Origin of the sequence: Bosea sp. RAC05, assembly GCF_001713455.1 — a bacterium.
Classification (GTDB): domain Bacteria; phylum Pseudomonadota; class Alphaproteobacteria; order Rhizobiales; family Beijerinckiaceae; genus Allobosea.
In genome coordinates this window covers 750,323-766,295 of sequence record NZ_CP016464.1, presented here as the reverse complement: position 1 = coordinate 766,295, position 15,973 = coordinate 750,323, and the positions used below count along the sequence as shown (strand labels likewise).

The 15,973-nt window shown below is 70.7% G+C and carries 13 protein-coding genes; 6 read left to right on the top strand and 7 right to left on the bottom strand.

Annotated elements, in window-relative coordinates; translation table 11 throughout:
- Positions 1-83: 83 nt before the first annotated feature.
- Entirely contained in the window at positions 84-584 is a 501-nt protein-coding gene (locus BSY19_RS07085) for an Lrp/AsnC family transcriptional regulator (RefSeq protein WP_069053540.1), read from the top strand.
- A 173-nt stretch (positions 585-757) separates the two neighbouring features.
- On the opposite strand, the gene phnN is transcribed toward BSY19_RS07085, so the two are convergent.
- Positions 758-2,812, bottom strand: coding sequence for a phosphonate metabolism protein/1,5-bisphosphokinase (PRPP-forming) PhnN (phnN, locus tag BSY19_RS07080; RefSeq protein WP_069053539.1), 2,055 nt, complete (start codon positions 2,810-2,812; stop codon positions 758-760).
- A gap of 16 nt (positions 2,813-2,828) precedes the next feature.
- Positions 2,829-3,662, bottom strand: a complete 834-nt coding sequence (gene nadC, locus BSY19_RS07075; RefSeq protein WP_069053538.1) for a carboxylating nicotinate-nucleotide diphosphorylase — start codon at positions 3,660-3,662, stop codon at positions 2,829-2,831.
- Between the two features lie 449 nt (positions 3,663-4,111).
- Here nadC and BSY19_RS07070 point away from each other — a divergent pair, with 449 nt between their 5' ends.
- Both BSY19_RS07070 and BSY19_RS07065 read left to right on the top strand, forming a co-directional pair.
- Positions 4,112-5,095 (top strand): TAXI family TRAP transporter solute-binding subunit, encoded by a 984-nt coding sequence (locus tag BSY19_RS07070; RefSeq protein WP_069053537.1) that lies wholly within the window; start codon positions 4,112-4,114, stop codon positions 5,093-5,095.
- Positions 5,096-5,144: 49 nt separating this feature from the next.
- Complete coding sequence (locus BSY19_RS07065) at positions 5,145-7,061, top strand: TRAP transporter permease (protein WP_083247451.1); 1,917 nt, start codon at positions 5,145-5,147, stop codon at positions 7,059-7,061.
- Positions 7,062-7,069: 8 nt separating this feature from the next.
- Here BSY19_RS07065 and BSY19_RS07060 read toward each other — a convergent pair whose 3' ends face one another.
- The 5 genes from BSY19_RS07060 to BSY19_RS07040 form a co-directional block, all read right to left on the bottom strand.
- Positions 7,070-8,218, bottom strand: a complete 1,149-nt coding sequence (locus tag BSY19_RS07060) for a formylglycine-generating enzyme family protein (protein ID WP_069053536.1) — start codon at positions 8,216-8,218, stop codon at positions 7,070-7,072.
- Positions 8,215-9,405, bottom strand: a complete 1,191-nt coding sequence (locus tag BSY19_RS07055; protein ID WP_150129522.1) for an OmpA family protein — start codon at positions 9,403-9,405, stop codon at positions 8,215-8,217. The genes BSY19_RS07060 and BSY19_RS07055 overlap by 4 nt, the downstream gene beginning before the upstream one ends.
- A gap of 210 nt (positions 9,406-9,615) precedes the next feature.
- Entirely contained in the window at positions 9,616-11,541 is a 1,926-nt protein-coding gene (locus tag BSY19_RS07050; protein ID WP_069053535.1) for an adenylate/guanylate cyclase domain-containing protein, read from the bottom strand.
- The gene (locus BSY19_RS07045; protein ID WP_069053534.1) at positions 11,534-12,232 is read right to left on the bottom strand and encodes a Crp/Fnr family transcriptional regulator; all 699 of its coding nucleotides are present in this window, start codon (positions 12,230-12,232) and stop codon (positions 11,534-11,536) included. The genes BSY19_RS07050 and BSY19_RS07045 overlap by 8 nt, the downstream gene beginning before the upstream one ends.
- 3 nt (positions 12,233-12,235) lie before the next feature.
- Complete coding sequence (locus BSY19_RS07040; RefSeq protein ID WP_083247448.1) at positions 12,236-12,898, bottom strand: FecR family protein; 663 nt, start codon at positions 12,896-12,898, stop codon at positions 12,236-12,238.
- Between the two features lie 243 nt (positions 12,899-13,141).
- On the opposite strand from BSY19_RS07040, the gene BSY19_RS07035 reads away from it, so the two are divergent.
- From BSY19_RS07035 to BSY19_RS07025, 3 genes are all read left to right on the top strand, one after another.
- Entirely contained in the window at positions 13,142-13,972 is an 831-nt protein-coding gene (locus tag BSY19_RS07035; protein ID WP_069053532.1) for an alpha/beta fold hydrolase, read from the top strand.
- Between the two features lie 117 nt (positions 13,973-14,089).
- The gene (locus BSY19_RS07030; protein WP_069053531.1) at positions 14,090-14,482 is read left to right on the top strand and encodes a c-type cytochrome; all 393 of its coding nucleotides are present in this window, start codon (positions 14,090-14,092) and stop codon (positions 14,480-14,482) included.
- 136 nt (positions 14,483-14,618) lie between these two features.
- Positions 14,619-15,908 (top strand): ArgE/DapE family deacylase, encoded by a 1,290-nt coding sequence (locus BSY19_RS07025; RefSeq protein WP_069053530.1) that lies wholly within the window; start codon positions 14,619-14,621, stop codon positions 15,906-15,908.
- Positions 15,909-15,973: the final 65 nt, after the last annotated feature.

The following is a 15,973-nucleotide window of genomic DNA, read 5'->3' as shown; positions in this document are numbered from 1 at the left end:
AGATTCCTGTCGAAATCGGTTGCATCCGGAACCGTCTGCGGAAATATCGTCTGCCCAGTAACTTAAAGTCGGGATGATTTTCCGTGATACCACGCAACCGCCGGAGCGATGAACCGGACGCCACCGATCTGCGGATTCTCTCCGCCCTTCAGGAGGACGGCCGCCTGACCGTCAATGCACTCGCCGAGAAGGTCGGGCTCTCGCCCTCGCCCTGCTGGACACGGGTGAAGCGGCTGGAGGAGAGCGGGGCGATCGAGAAATACGTCGCGGTGCTCGACCAGAAGGCGCTGGGCTTCGGCAATGTCGTCTTCGTCGAGATCACGCTCGACAAGCATGACGACAAGATCCTCGACCATTTCGGCGAGGCGCTGACGCGGATTCCGGAGGTGGTCGAGGCCTATCTCGTCACCGGCGAATACGATTACCTCGTCAAGGTCGTGGTCAGCGGCACCGACCATTATGAGCGCTTCCTGCGCGAGACGCTCTACCGCATCCCCGGCATCCGCCAGACGCGCACGACCTTCGGCTTGCGCACGCTGAAGCGCGCGATCTCGATCGACCCGCTGAAGATGCCGAGGCCGTGATCGCAACGCCACCCACCTCCCGCGTCATCCTGGACAAGCCGCGAAGCGGCGCAGGCCGGGATCCATCATAGAGAGCCGTCGCGCCCGATGATGGATCCCGGTCGGCCTGCGGCCGCCCAGGATGACGGTGGTGGGTCAGCATCCTGACATTGAAGCGCTCGTTGCCCTGACGGTCAGGCCAAGACGAACCCCTCATCCGCAGCCGCTAGCGCGACTGCCGCCTCGAGATCGGGCGCCGCCGCGGCGTGGATGGTGAAGAGCCCCTCACCGGCCGTGACGTCGTCGCCGACGGCGCGCAGCAGGTCGATGCCGGCGCTCTTGTCGAAGGGGGCTCCGGCGCGGCGCGCGATGCCGGCGATGCGCCAGCCGTCGATCTCGCTGATCCGCCCGGCGCGGGAGGCGCGCATGGTGTGGGTGAGGGCTGCGGGCTTCGCGACGATGTCGCGGCGTCCCTGGGCGGCAATGATCCCGTCCAAAGCGGCGCGCGCCGCGCCCGAGGCCAGGAGTTCGGCCGCCCGGGCGCGACCCGCTACCGCTGAGCCGATCGCCGGGTCCCAGGCGAGGATTCGGCCGGCGAAGTCGAGCGCCTTCTCGCGCAGATCGGCCGGGGCCTGGGCATCGCCCTCCAGCACCCAGAGCACGTCGCGGACCTCGAGCGCCGGCCCGATGCCGCGGCCGATCGGCCCGGCGCCGCAGGTCGCGACCGCCTCGACCTGCAGGCCGACGGACCGCCCGACGCTCTCGAACAGCGCGCCGAGTTCGCGTGCCTCGGCCTCGCTGTGGAGCTTGGCACGGCGGCCATAGGGCAGGTCGACCACGACATGGGTCGAGCCTGCCGTCAGCTTCTTCGAGATGATCGAGGCGACCGACCAGCGGTTGGAATCGATCCCGAGCGGGCGCGTGATCGCGTTCATCACGTCGTCGACGGCGGAGTGATTGAGGCGGCCGTTCCAGGCGATGCAGGCGCGCGCCTGCGCCACCGTGCGGCGGACGTCGTCCTCCGTCAGGTCGACCCTGGCCAGCACCTCCATCGCATCGGCCGTGCCGGCGGCCGAGGTGATGGCGCGCGAGGAGGTCTTGGGCATGGCCAGCCCATGGGCGGCGACGATCGGCGCGACGATGAGCGTGATGCGGCTGCCGGGGATGCCGCCCATCGAATGCTTGTCGACGACGATCGGCTCGTCCCAGCGCAGCGGCGTCGAGAAGCCGGCTCGCACGCTGGCCAGCGCCGCGACCTCGGCATCGCTGAGCGAGCGCGTCGCGGCGACGAGGAAGGCGGAGATCTCGCCTTCCGGGTAGCGGCCCTCGACGATGTCGCGCAGCAGCATGGCGTAGTCGGCGGCGCCAAGCTCGGCGCCCTGGATCTTGGCGCGCAGCGCGTCGCGGCTGTGCTGCGGCGGGGTGCGTGTCAGCGTGATCTCGCTGCCTTCGGGCAGGCCAAGCTGCGCGAAGGCCTCGCGCGACAGGCCGATCTCATGTGGCTCCAGCAGCCAGCCGGCCTCGACGACGTTGACGCGGGCGCGGATACTGCTTCGCTTTCCTTGCGCGTCGATTGGGCCGGCGACGTCGACCTTGCCCGGCCCGTCGAAATCCGAAACGCCGAGCAGGCTGTCACCAGGCAGATAGGCGATGCTGTCGCGCCAGCCATCGATCGGAACGGGCTTCAGCGACAGGCGGCGGGTGGCGGCGTCGATGGCGGCCAGGAAATGCTCGATGCCCTCTTCGACCGTGCCATCGTTGGAGACCGCGATGGTCTCGATGCCGTCTGGCCATTGCGGCGGCTTGCGGGCGAGGCGCGCGGCGATGTCCTGCGCTGTCTCGCGTCCGCGGGAGGCGAGACGGCGGGCGAGCGTCTCGGGCGAGGCGGTGACGTTGATGATGATCAGCCGCGGCACGGCGCCGGCGAGCGTCTCCAGCACCCCGCGCGAGCCATTGGCGACGATGTGGCGGCCGGCGAGGAGATCGTCCCGCAGCGCGGCGCGCAGCCCGTAGTGCAGCCCATGCGCCTGCCATGAGACGAGAAGACCACCTTTGGCCGCGAGCGCGGCGAAGCCGGCCTCGTCGATCGCCTCGTGGTCCTCCCCGCCGGCATCGGCCGGGCGGGTGATCAGGCGCCGCGCGAAGCCGAAGCGCCCGCCCTGCGCCAGGGCCCGCCGGGCCCCGTCCATCAGCGTATCCTTGCCGGCCCCGCTCGGCCCGACGACGACGAAGAGGATGCCTGGCCGCATGGAGTTCCGGTCGCCTTCAGGCCTCGTCGAGCCCGATGTCCACGGCGGGCGCCGACTGGGTGATCTTGCTGGTCGAGATGTAGTCCACGCCGGTCTCGGCGACGGCGCGGATCGTCTCGTAGCGGATGCCGCCCGACGCTTCCAGCTTGGCGCGGCCGGCGACATAGGCGACCGCCTCCGTCATCTCCGGCACGGGCATGTTGTCGAGCATGATCACGTCGGCTCCGGCGGCGACCGCCTCGCGCACCTGCTCCAGCCGGTCGCACTCGACCTCGAGCTTGGTCAGGACGGGCAGCTTGCGGCGGGCGCGCTCGACCGCCTCGGCGATGCCGCCGCAGACGGCGATGTGATTGTCCTTGATCATCACGCCGTTATCGAGCCCGAGGCGGTGATTCAGCCCGCCGCCGCAGGCGACCGCATGCTTCTCCAGCATGCGCAGGCCGGGCGTGGTCTTGCGGGTATCGATCAACCGGGCGCGCGTGCCCTTGATGATGTCGACATAGCGCGCCGTCTCGGTGGCGATGCCCGAGAGCCGCTGGACGATGTTCAGCGCCGTGCGCTCGGCGGTGAGGATGCCCTGGGCCGGACCCTCGACCAGGATCAGCGTCGCGCCCTTCTCGACGCGGTCGCCATCCGCGGCCTCGACCTTGACCGACAGCCGCGGCTCGTAGCGGGCGAAGACGGCGGCCGCCACGTCGAGCCCCGCGATCACCATCGATTCGCGGGCATTCATGCGGAAGGCGCCGGTTTCCGTCGGCTCGATCATGACCTGGACGGTCAGGTCGCAGGAGCCGATGTCCTCGCTCAGCCAGAGATCGATCAGCCGCTGGGTGGTGAAACGGTCATACATTCTCAGCCCCTGCCCTGTGCCCCGCCAGCGCGTGCGGGCTTCGCCATGGGGAGCGAATAGCACGGATGGCCCGATCCGATGACCGTTTGTGTACCAACGATGCGAAGCGGGCCCGGATGTGTCAAGCAAGGATTGGTCGATGTGTTGCGCCGAGGCCCGGCTTCGCGCAGCAGCCGACGATTTCAGCACGACAATCATAGTTGTCCCGCGCAGGTTGCAAAAATTTGCTGCAGTGCACGCTCCCCGTTTGGGCGATGAGCAGCATTGACAACCCATATGCACACCAACAAACTCCCCATCGTGCTGCGCAAGTCAGCATTCGACAAGGCGGCTTGAAGCCGCCGGGAAACGGCAGCTACGTCAGATCATCCGCCGGCATTATCGGCCGGCGGCCTTCGGTTGGCGGCCCGCTTCCGGGCCGTGTCCGACACGAGGCTGGGAGGGGAACCATGAAGAGACTGGCTTTCACGACGCTCGTCGCGGCCGCGCTGGCAATCGGGGCGTTTCCGGCGGCGGCACAGACCGCACCGGCAAAGAAGATCACCCTGACCGGCGGCTCCGTCGGCGGCGCCTGGAGCGCCATCGGCAACGCCATCGGCGAAACCATCCGACGGGAATCGCCGGGCGCCGCCTTCGGCTATGAGCCGGGGCGCGAGGCCGCGAACATCCAGCTGGTCTCGACCGGCAAGGTCGAGCTCGGCATCGCCCATGCGCAGCTGGTGAAGCGGGCGCAGGCCGGCGAGGAACCCTTCAAGGCGCCGATCACCAATCTGCGCGCCATTGCGCTGATCGACCCGCAGGCGGCGGTGCAGATCCTCGTCCGCGAGGACGCCGGCATCGAGAGCTTCGAGAGCATCCTCGCCGCGAAGAAGCCGGTGCGGATCGCGCTCAACCAGCGCGGCACGCTGATGGCGGTGACCGGCGAAGAGGTGTTCAAGGCCTATGGCATCACGGCCAAGGACATCGAGGGCTGGGGCGGCCGCATCCACCATGTCGATTACAATGCCGGCCTCGAGATGATGAAGAACGGCCAGGTCGACGTCATCATCAACATGCTCGCTTTCCCCTCCGGCCAGATCAACAGCGCGACGCGCGAAATGAAGGTCAAGATGCTCGGCATCTCGCCGGACGCGACCGCCAAGCTCGGCGCCCTGCTCGGCACGGCGCCGATCACCGTGCCGGCGGGGACCTATGCCTTCCAGCCGGCGGCGGTGCCGACGATCACCGGTAGCGTCGTTCTCTTCGCCTCGGCCGAGATGAAGAACGAGGATGCCGCCCTGATCGTCGACGGCATGATCAAGCATTTCGACTATCTGCGGCAGGCGCATGCGATGATGGCCCGGCTCGAGCCGGTCAACCTGACGCAGACCGCGCCGCTGGCGCTCCATCCCGGCGCAGAGGCCGCCTATCGGAAAGCCGGCCTGCTGAAGTGAGGCGCGCATCGTCCCTCCCTTTCCGCCATCGAGAGGACGAGGCGCCACGATGCTCGCCCTGCTGAAGCTGATCGCACCGGGACGATCCCGACAGCTCGGCGCGCCGGAGCAGTGGACGGTGCATGTCGTCGGCTTCGCAGCGGCCGTGCTGCTGATCGCCATCTCCTTCGGCTGGTATGTCAAGCGCGAGATCGCCCTGTTTCTGTTCCTCGGAGCGGTTCTCGCCCTGGCCTTCCTGACGACGACGGCCAACCCGCTGCGGCCGACCGGCCGCTCCTGGTTTGCCTGGGGGTTGGTCGCGCTCTCGATCGCCTCCTGCGGCTACTTCGTGGCGATGCAGCCGGTCCACGAGATGCGGCTGCCGATGATCGACGAACTCTCCACCGCCGACATCGCCGCCTCGATCGTGCTGATCGCGCTGGTGATGGAGGCGACGCGGCGCTGCATCGGGATGATCCTCGTCGTGCTGGTCGCGACCTTCCTCGCCTACGCGATCTTCGGCAGCAAGCTGACCGGCTCCTTCGCCCATCGCGGCTTCAGCACGCAGGAGATCGTCGACCATCTGGTGTTCTCGACCAACGGGCTGTTCGGCCCGGCGCTCGAGGTCGCGGCCTTTCTGGTCGTCGTCTTCGTCGTCTTCGGGGCCTTGCTCGACCGGATCGGCGGCGCCGATTTCTTCTACGACATCGCCAACAGCCTGGTCGGCAAGCAGGTCGGCGGGGCCAGCAAGGTCGCGGTGGTCTCGTCGGGCCTCTACGGATCGATCTCGGGCTCACCGACGGCCGACGTCGTGACCACCGGCTCCTTCAGCATCCCCCTGATGATCAAGACCGGGACAAGCCGGACCTATGCCGGCGCGATCGAATCCGCGGCCTCGACGGGCGGCGCCCTGCTGCCACCGGTGATGGGCTCGGCCGCGTTCCTGATGACGGACTTCACCGGCATTCCCTATGCCACGATCGCGCTGTCGGCCCTCATCCCCGCCCTGCTCTACTACCAGTCGGTGTTTCTTGCGGCGCATTTCAAGGCGCATCGGGACGGGCTTTCGCCGATGTCGGAGGGCGAGACGCCCTCGATCCTGGCCGTGCTGCGGCGCGACTGGGCCTATCTCCTGCCGATCGGGCTTCTGGTCTGGGGCGTGCTGAGCCTGAACCGGCCCGCCTTCGCGGGAGCCATCGCCTGCGCCGCCCTGCTCCCGGTCGCCCTGCTGCGCCATCCCGACCCGGTCCGGCTGGTCAAGACGGTCTTTTTCGGCCTGAGCGACGGCATGCGGGGCATGATCGGCGTCGGCGTGGCCTGCGCCATCGCGGGTCTTGTAGTCGGGACGCTCTCGATGACCGACCTGACGGGCAAGATCAGCTCTGGGCTGTTCCACATGTCCGGCGGCAGCCCGATCCTGACCATTCTCGTCGCCGCCTTCGTCATCATCGTGCTCGGCATGGGCATGCCGACCCCGGCGGTCTACGCGCTCTCGGCGGTGCTGGCGGCGCCGGCCCTGATCGCGCTGGGCATCGCGGTGCTGCCGGCGCATCTCTTCATCGTCTACATCGCCTCGATGTCCGCGATCACGCCGCCGGTCGCGGTCGCGGCCTTCGCGGCGGCCTCGATCGCGAAAGCCAATCCGGTGATGATCGCCGTCGTCGCCTGCCGGATCGCGATGGTCGCGTTCATCCTGCCCTTCGTTTTCATCTATCAGCCGTCGCTGCTGATGATCGGACCGGTCTGGCAGACGGTCCTGTCCGTCGCGGCGGTGGCACTGGGCGTCATCGCCCTCAACGCCGCGATCGAGGGCTATCTGTTCTCCCGCCTCGGCCTGGCCGCCCGCGTGCTGCTGGGGGCGGGCGGGATCGGGCTCTTCCTGCCCTTCGCGGTGACGCAACTGGCGGGGCTGGCGCTGCTCGCGGCCACGGCCGTCTGGCTCTGGGTCACGCGCGCGCCGGGTCCGCGCGCGGCCCGCGCCAGCTGAGGCGGCCCTCAGTTGCCGAGATCGCGGGCGACGCGGAAGCCCGCGACCTGATCACGGATGCCGGGCTCGCTGACGATCCGGGAATCCAGCCGCCGCGCCGTCGGCGGATCGGCCCAGGAGCCGCCCCGCAGGATGCGGCCCTCCTCCTCGCGGCAGATCGGCGGCGGGAACGGCTGACCGGGCACGGAGGGGTCGGGCGGGCAGGTGTCGACCCATTCCCAGAGATTGCCGCTGAGATCCGAGAGGCCCCAGGGGCTGGCCGCGAAGCTGCCGACGGGCGCGGTGGTGCGGAAGCCGTCACGGCAGGGCGCCACGGTCCAGGAGGGCATCGCCTGCTTGGCGGTCTCGTCGGCGCCGTTGCCGATCGCGCAGAGGCGCGCGGGATCGGCCATGTCCTTCGCCGAGGCGGCGGCGACATGGTGCCATTCGGGGTCGGTCAGCAGGCGGTAGCGCTGGCCGGTGCGCTTCGACAGCCAGGCGAGATAGGCCTTGGCGTCGCCATGGCTGACGCAGGCGACCGGGTCGCTGTCGGTCTGCGGAAAGCCCGGGTCCTGCCAGGACAGGGTGGGATCGAGCTTCCAGACCGGCGCGCGGACATGGCAGCCGAGTTCGACGACATGGCCGGACTGCTGCACGAAGACGCGGTACTGCGCCCGGGTGACCTCGAAGCGGCCCACCGCGAAAGGTTGCGGCAGCGCGACCTCGACTTGGCGCGGCGTCGCGCCGGTCGAGAGCTGCATGCGGACATCGCCGTCAGGCACCAGGACGAGCTCCGGGCAATCGGCGCAATCGCGAAAGCTCTCGCCCGAACCCGGCTTGACCCAGAGCCGCTTGCCGTCGGCCGCGAGATCGACATAGCCCAGAGCGGCGAGCCGTGCCGTCACCCGGCGCTTGTCGACCCCCGCCGCGAGCAGTTCGAGCAGGGCCGCCCGGTCCGTGGTGGCAGCGATCCGCGCCACCATCTCGGCGGCAGGGTCCCACGGCGGCGCCAGCGGGGTGAGCTTCAGGGTGGGGCCGGTAGAGGCCGATCCCGACGGCGGCGGCGCCTGCGACAGGGCCGCGACCGGCAGGACAAGGCTCAGCGCGCCCAGTGCCGCGCCGAAGGCGGCCCGCCGACCGGCGGGCCGCCGCGCGGATACGGGGGCCGCGGCGCTCATGCGCAGGGCGCGGTCTTGAATTCGACGCGGCGGTCGACCGCCGTGCTGGCGTCGTCGCGCGGCAGGCCGACCAGCGCCTCGCGAAAGCCAACGCCGGAGGGGCGCAGCCGCTGCGACATGCCCGGCGCCGCCGCGGCCATGAGCGCCACGATGCGCTCGGCGCGCTCGCGCGAGAGCCTGTCGTTCAGCGCCTCGGGCCCGGTGCGGCTGGCATGGCCGACCACATCGAGGCAGACGCCGGCCTTGGTCGCCCGCGCCGAGATCTCGCGCAGCCAGGCCGGGTAGCTGGCCGAGAGCTTGCGGTCGGCATTGAAGGCGGTGGAGTTCGGCTCGAACAGGAACTTCACCCCGAGTTGGCCGAGGGCGAAGCCGCGCTCGACCATTCGGCCGAAGGTCTGGTCGGCCTCGCTGGTCTCGCCCAGCGCCGCATAGGAGAGGTAGAGGCCGTTGAGCACACGCAGCTGGTCGCCGCCCGGCTGGGCCTGGGCCTCGCGATAGAGATCGCGGGCGCGACGGTGGTCTCCGGCCTCATAGGCGGCGCCGGCCTCGCGGATGCGGGCGGCGGCGCCGAGCTGGTCGATATAGGCGGGCGAGACGGGCGTGCCGGGCTGCGACTTCTGGCAGGCCTCGATATAAGCGCGGGTCGCCGCGTCCAGACCCCAGACCGGCGTGTCGGCATAGGAGGCCGCCGGGGCGATGTCGACATTGCCGACGGTCGAGCGCGCGACGCTGCGGGCATAGACCGTCTTGGCCTCGCGCTCGACCAGGGCGAAGCAGATCCAGAAGGCGTCGCGATCGCCGCCGGGCTGGCCGGCATTGTTGATGGTGTTGAAGGTTCCGATGAAGACGAAGCGGGCCTTGGCGACGTTGTCGGGCGTGAAGGCCAGGATCTTCACATGCGGATAGCGCTCCGCCACCAGCTCGGCGATGCGCCGATCGAAGCCGCGCGTCGCCGCCGACTGGATGCCGGTGACGCCGTCGATCAGCGGATCGATGACGACGGTGACCTCGCCGGCGCTCGCCGGAAGCTTGGCGAAGAGGTCCGTCGCGGCCTTCATGAAGGCCTGCTCGAGCGGCACCAGCGCGGGGGCCCGCGCGGCGGCGACGGGCTGGGCGATGGCGGCCGGCGCGCTGCCGACCGTGGCGAGCGCGAGCATGACGGCGGTGGTGACGGTACGCAGGGACATCAGGCGGCTCCGGCAAGGCCTGTCGCCGCCCTGCTCCTCAGCCGGATTGCGACGAAGGTCGATCGAGTGCTGAACCATAGCGTCATCTCCTTTTCCCGAGCAATCCTTCCTGCTCCGGAAGGATCGGTGTGAGGAGAGATTGCAGCAGCCGCACCGCCATGACTGTCTCCGGCGGAACAGCCCCGTGCCAGACGCTGCGGCAGCCGGGACTCAGGCCGGCGTGGACACTGCGACGGCCCCGACCCCGCGCAGCTCGACCGTGCCGAGCGGGCGCAGCCGCGCCGGGTCGCAGCGGCTCGCCGCGACGGGGCCGACGCAGATCGACGAGCCGAGCTCCTTGTTGAGCGCCTCGAGCCGCGCCGCCATGTTCACCGCCTCGCCATGGGCGGTGTAGTCGAGCTTGGCGCCGACGCCGACGTCGCCGACGATGGCGATGCCGGTTTCCAGCCCTTGCCGCGTGCGACCGAGCCCGATCTTGGCCGCCAGACCGACGGCACGGTACGCCTCCGTCCAGTCGAGGATCGCGACCGCGCAGGCGAGCGCGCGCCGCGGATGCTCCCCGAGGTCGAGCGGCGCGTTGAAGAGGGCGTGGACGGCGTCGCCGACGAGCTTGTCGACCATGCCGCCATGCTCGCCGACGATCCGGGTGACACCCTCGAAATAGCCGTCGAGCACCGCCACGAGCTGCTCGGGACCGGCCTCGCGGGTGGTCTGCGTGAACCCCTCGATATCGGTGAAGAGCGCCGTGACCTCGCGTCGCTCACCCGTCAGCTTGAGGCTGCCGGGATCGGCGACGATCCGCTCGACCACGCCGGGCGCCAGATGCTGCTCGAAACGGCGGCGCAACCGCGCCTCGCGCCAGCGCGATTCCGAGAAGGCCGTCAGCGAGGTCGCGAGAAAGGCCAGGGTCGCGGCGGCCATCGGCAGGCGCGGGTCGATCAGCCGATCGCCTGCCGCCAGGCCCGCCGCGCCGGCCGCCACGAGCGCGAGCCCGCCGACCAGCGCGACGGCGGCGACAGCGGGGCGAAGCGCGCGCGCCAGCGTGACCGCGGCTACCGTGGCGAGCAGCGCGAGCGCCCATTCGGCGCCGGCAGCCCAGCCCGGCCGCAGCGGCATCACGCCGGTCGCGATCTGGCGCACCGCCTGGGCGTGGAGCAGCGACGAGGGCGTCAGCGGGTCGCGGGCACTCGCCCGCAGCGCGCCCAGTTCGGGCGCGACGCCGCCGATGAAGACGATGGCGCCCGCCAGAGTGGCGGGATCGGCCCCGCCCCGCAGCAGGTCCGATGCGCGCATGACGGGGACCGCGGGCCCGGCCGGCACCAGTCGCAGGAGGCCGTCCGGCGGCAACGGTCGCGTCGTCTCGCCGATGGTCAGCCGCAGCGGATCGGCGGAGAGCAGATAGCCCGAGGCGCCGGCGGCCAGACGCATGGCCTCGAGCGCCAACCCGGGGTGCATCGCGTCCCCGACCGCGACGAAGAGCGGGACACGGCGAACGAGCCCGTCATCGTCTCCCGGCAGGGACAGCGTCCCGGCGCCGGCCGCGGCCATGGCCAGGGTCGCGGGCGGCGCGCTCGCCCCCTGTTCGCGCCACAGCGCGGGGACGGCAGTCCCCTCGCGCGCCAGCACGGGGACGTCGGCGACGGCATCGCGACCACGGGGGTCGAGCACCCAGCCGAGCACGACCGGCCCGGCGGCGAGGGCGTCTGCGAGCAGACCGTCACCATCCTCCAGAGTCGGCGCCAGCGCGGCGAGTGCGGCATTCCCGGTCTCGGCGGCGAGCCGGCGGGCCAGAGCGGCGGGGGAGCGCGTATCCTCGCCCGCCAGGAGGAGATCGAGAGCGACGGCCGCGGGCTTGGCCGCGCTGACCGCCCCGACCAGCCGCGCCAGCGTCTCGCGCCGCCAGGGCCAGGGACCGATCGCCTCGAGGCTCGCCGCGTCGATGGCGACGATGGCGAGCTTCGGCGCCGGTGGATGGGTGCGCCAGTCGGCGACCTGCGCCAGCATCAGATCGAAGATCTGCTCGCGCTGCGTCTCGCGCCAGGAGGCGGGGGCGAGGAAGACGAACAGAATGACCACGAGGCCGGCCAGGCCACCCGCGGCGACGGGCCGCGACAGCCGCAGCCTTCTCTCAGCCATCGGCCATTCCGGCGCAGGCCGCCAGCCGGTCGGGATCGCAGAAGAGCCGGTCGGCCGTGCGGCGGATCGCGCCCGCCTGTTCGAGCGAACCGAGCGCCGCATTGACCTTCGGCCGGCTGGCGCCCAGCAGCTGCGCCAGCTCGCCCTGCGAGAACGCCATGTCGAGCGGAACCCGCTTGCCCGGCGCCGCCCGGCGGCCGGCGAGCCCGACCAGGAGGAAGCGGGCCAGCCTGACCTCGATCGAATACAGCGCGATGCCCTCGAGCTGGTCGGTGGTCTGGCGCAGCCGGCGGCAGAGGAATGCGATGATCCCGGTCGCCAGCTCCGGATGGCGCGCCATCAACTGCTCGAGCGCGGCGCGGCGCAGGCCATAGGCGAGGACGGGCGTCATCGCCACGGCGTCGGCGCTGCGCGGACCGCCGTCGAGCAGGGCGATCTCGCCCAGCAGATCGCCCCGGGCCGCGTGGCGCACGCTGAGTTCGCGGCCATCCTCGGTCGTCACGGCCAGCCGCACGCGCCCTTCGGCGACGAGCAGCAGTCGATCTCCGGCATCGCCGCGGGCAAACAGCATCTGCCCCTGGTCGCAGCGCTGCTCGCGAAACGCGGCGGCACAATCCTGAAGAGCCTCGGCGGAGAGGCCCGAGAAGAAGCCGGCCTCGGCCAGCAGCGCCGCGATCGAGCCCGGCTCCATCGCTCAGGCGACCTGGGCCAGTGCCGCGGCGATGCGCGCCTCGCCCCAGCGTCGTGCCGGGGTGGGCGCGGCCCCGCGGCGGGCGATGTCGGTGCCCTCGCCAGCCGCCAGCAGGACCTCACGGCCGGCTGCCCGCACGGCCACCTCGCCGCGCTCGACAAAGACGCCGAAGACGCCGTTGCTCGGCCCGGCGAAGAAGCGCGTGCCGCGCACGGCGATCAGGCCATAGGAGGAGCGGATCCGGATGCGACCGGCTTCGCTGCCGGGAGCCTTGTCGACCAGCAGCGCACCCGCCCCGAGCGTGATGGTGCCGCCGGCATCGACGATGAAGCGGTCGATGGTGATGCGCGCCTTCTCGCCCAGGCGCAGCTCGGTCGCGCGGCCGAGCCGGAAGCCGGCGCGGGCGTCCTCGCCCGTCTCGACCCGGTCGCCGACGAAGACGGGGCCGTCGGTCGCGAGCCTGCGACGGGTCTCCCGGAGCTCGGCCATGGCGTCCCCGCGCAGATCCGTCACCATCCCGGCGGCCGGGGCGCGATCCCCCGTGGCCTGGGCCAGGGCCGGCAGCGGCAGGCCGCCCAGGCCGAGCAGCATGGCCACCCGCACCAGGGCGCGCCGGTCCAGCGCACCGTCACCCGGACCGACCACTCCATCGTCACTCGCAGCCATGCTCGTCGCCTTCGTTCGCCCGGACGCAGTTGCCCATGATCGACGGCACGCGGTCAAGCGATGCGCGCGGGATGGCGCCGATCCTTCTTCGGTCGCTCGAGAGCGCTGCACGGTTCAAGCGACACCGCCCTGCGCCGACTGCGTCTCTCCCCTGCCGCTGCGACCATGGCGGCACCCCGCCGCCTGCGTCATCCTTGGCGCAAGTCCGGGCCGCAGCGCACCGGCGTCGAAGGAGGTTGCCCCATGAACCCACAGCCGAGCGACCGGCCCGTGCCGGCCCAGTTCGACGCGCGGACGGCCGATGGCGCCGTGCTGCGCGTCTTTGCCGAGGGCCGGGGCCGACCGCTGCTGCTGGTGACCGGCCTCGGCGGAACCGCCGGCTTCTGGGCGAGCATCTCCGAGACGCTGGCGCGGTCCTTCCGCGTGCTGCGCTTCGACCAGCGCGGACTCGCCGCCAGCACGCGCGGCAAAGCGCCTTGCAGCATCGAGACGCTGGCCCAGGACTGCGTGAGCGTGCTCGACGAGGCCGGTATCGAGCAGGCAGTGGTGCTCGGCCACTCGACCGGGGGCTGCATCGCGTTGTCGCTCGCGCAGCTCGCACCGGGGCGCGTCGAGGGGCTGATCCTGAGTGGGAGCTGGTTGAAGCCGAGCCGCTACATGGCCGCCTATTTCGGCGCACGCCGCGATATCCTCGGGAGCCATCCCCAGGCTTATGCCGCGACGTCCGTGCTCTGCGCCTATCCTCCGGCCTGGATCGAGGCGAACTGGCACATCTACGAGGCGGCCCTGGCCGCGGCGCCGCTGACGGTGCAGCAGCAGTCGGTGATGGCCGAGCGCATCGACGCGCTGCTCGCCTTCGACGGGACCGCGCAGGCCGCCGCACTCGCCCTGCCGGTGCTCGTGCTCGGCGCCCGCGACGACATGGTCGTGCCCGCCTTCCTGCAGGAGGATCTGGCGGCGGCACTGCCCGGCTGCGCCAAGACCATGCTCGACTCCGGCGGGCATCTCTTCCCGATTTCGCGGCCGGACGCCTTCACCTCGACGGTGGCCGACTGGATCGGCCGGCTGGACTGACGCGGAACCGGAACGGGGCGCGGCGAATTAGCCCCTAGGCAGCCTCTCTCTTTGGATTATGCCAATCCGAGGGACGGCCGCTCGCCGATCCCGCGCCTTAACGCCAAGGACCTTCGCATGACCGCCATTCGCCTCGCCCTGCTGGCCGCCCTGTTCGCCCCCGCCCTCGCCGCGCCCGCAACGGCCCAGGACGTCGCCGCCGGCGAGCGCTCCTGGAACAAGTGCCGCGCCTGCCACCAGATCGGCGAGACCGCCAAGAACATCGTCGGTCCGCAGCTCAACGGGCTGTTCGGGCGCCAGGCCGGCACGGTCGAGGGCTACAGCTATTCGGTCGCCAACAAGAACTCCGGCATCACCTGGGACGAGGCGGTCTTCGCCGAGTACATCAAGGACCCGCGCGCCAAGATCCCGGGCACCAAGATGGTCTTCGCCGGCATCAAGAACGAGAAGGAAATCGCCGATCTGACGGCCTTCCTCAAGCAGTTCGACAAGGACGGCAAGAAGCTCTGAGCCGCCCCTTCCGGACGGCGACCGGGGGCGGCGCGGTGCCAGCGCGTTGGCGGCATCGCACCCCCTCGACGGCGTGGGTTGACGCGGTCTCTGGAAGGCCCCGAACTCGGCGCTCCCTCGCGACGGAGCCCCGCCCATGCCTCTCGCCCCCGCCCTGCGTGACAGGATCCTCGCCTCGGTCGAGGCCGGCTTCGCCGAGCAGATCGCCTTCACGCAGGAACTGATCCGCTTTCCCTCGCTGCGGGGTGAAGAACATGCCTGCCAGGACTTCGTCTTCCGGGCGCTGAAGGAGCGTGGTTTCACGCTGGACCGCTTCAAGATGGACGAGGCGGCGATCAAGGCCCATCCCGGCGGCGGACCATTCTCGGAGCATCATTCCGATGCGCCGATCGTGGTCGGCATCCACCATCCGCGCGTGGAGACTGGGCGCTCGCTCATCCTGCAGGCGCATGTCGACGTGGTGCCGACCGGCCCGGTCGATCAGTGGACCCATGCGCCCTTCGATCCCGTGATCGAGGGCGACTGGCTCTACGGCCGCGGCAGCGCCGACATGAAGGCCGGCCACGGCGCCAATTTCGCCTGCCTCGACGCGCTTCGGCGGATCGGGCTGCAGCCGGCGGCGACGCTCTATCTGGAATCGGTGGTCGAGGAGGAATCGACCGGCAATGGCGCGCTGATGACGCATCTGCGCGGCTATCGTGCGCAGGCCGCACTGATTCCCGAGCCGGAATACGAGATGCTGTGCCGCGCCAATGCCGGCGTGATCTGGTTCCAGTTCGAGGTGCGCGGCGTGCCCGTGCATGTGCGCGAGATGGGGGCCGGCGCCAATGCGATCGACGCCGCCTACCGGGTGATCGCCGCGCTGCGCAGGCTCGAGGAGGAGCTCAACGCCGAGAAGGCCGGGCGCGCGCATTTCGAGGACCAGGCCCACCCGATCAACCTGAACATCGGCAAGATCGAGGGCGGCGACTGGGCCTCCTCCGTGCCGTGCTGGTGCCGCGTCGATTGCCGCGTCGGGCTCTATCCCGGCGTCACGGCGCCGGAGATCGCCCAGCGCATCGAGGACTGCATCCGCACCGCCTCCCGCGCCGACAGCTTCCTCGCCAACAACCCGCCCAAGGTGACCTTCAACGGCTTCTGGGCCGAGGGTTATGTGCTCGAGCCCGGCAGCGAGGCGGAGGCCGTGCTCGGCCGGGCGCATGAGGCGGCTCTGGGCAAGCCGCTGCAATCCTTCATGACGCCGGCCTATCTCGATGCCCGCGTGCATGCGCTCTACGACAAGATACCGGCGCTCTGCTACGGGCCGATGGGCGAGAACATCCACGCTTTCGACGAGCGGGTGAGCCTCGCCTCGGTCAAGCGCATCACCGGCGCCATGGCCCTGTTCGTCGCCGAATGGTGCGGGGTCGAGCCCCTCTCCGCCTGAGCGACGTCTGCGACGCAGCCGCCTCTTGTTTCATCCGGCCCAGCCCCCAAATGCGTCAGAGCGAC

Excerpts from the sequence above, each read along its gene's own strand:
- BSY19_RS07070 (WP_069053537.1), top strand. The coding sequence starts at position 4,112 with ATGAAGAGACTGGCTTTCACGACGCTCGTCGCGGCCGCGCTGGCAATC.
- nadC (WP_069053538.1), bottom strand. The coding sequence starts at position 3,662 with ATGTATGACCGTTTCACCACCCAGCGGCTGATCGATCTCTGGCTGAGC.
- BSY19_RS07035 (WP_069053532.1), top strand. The coding sequence starts at position 13,142 with ATGAACCCACAGCCGAGCGACCGGCCCGTGCCGGCCCAGTTCGACGCG.
- BSY19_RS07055 (WP_150129522.1), bottom strand. The coding sequence starts at position 9,405 with ATGTCCCTGCGTACCGTCACCACCGCCGTCATGCTCGCGCTCGCCACG.
- BSY19_RS07040 (WP_083247448.1), bottom strand. The coding sequence starts at position 12,898 with ATGGCTGCGAGTGACGATGGAGTGGTCGGTCCGGGTGACGGTGCGCTG.
- BSY19_RS07050 (WP_069053535.1), bottom strand. The coding sequence starts at position 11,541 with ATGGCTGAGAGAAGGCTGCGGCTGTCGCGGCCCGTCGCCGCGGGTGGC.
- BSY19_RS07030 (WP_069053531.1), top strand. The coding sequence starts at position 14,090 with ATGACCGCCATTCGCCTCGCCCTGCTGGCCGCCCTGTTCGCCCCCGCC.
- phnN (WP_069053539.1), bottom strand. The coding sequence starts at position 2,812 with ATGCGGCCAGGCATCCTCTTCGTCGTCGTCGGGCCGAGCGGGGCCGGC.
- BSY19_RS07025 (WP_069053530.1), top strand. The coding sequence starts at position 14,619 with ATGCCTCTCGCCCCCGCCCTGCGTGACAGGATCCTCGCCTCGGTCGAG.
- BSY19_RS07045 (WP_069053534.1), bottom strand. The coding sequence starts at position 12,232 with ATGGAGCCGGGCTCGATCGCGGCGCTGCTGGCCGAGGCCGGCTTCTTC.
- BSY19_RS07065 (WP_083247451.1), top strand. The coding sequence starts at position 5,145 with ATGCTCGCCCTGCTGAAGCTGATCGCACCGGGACGATCCCGACAGCTC.
- BSY19_RS07060 (WP_069053536.1), bottom strand. The coding sequence starts at position 8,218 with ATGAGCGCCGCGGCCCCCGTATCCGCGCGGCGGCCCGCCGGTCGGCGG.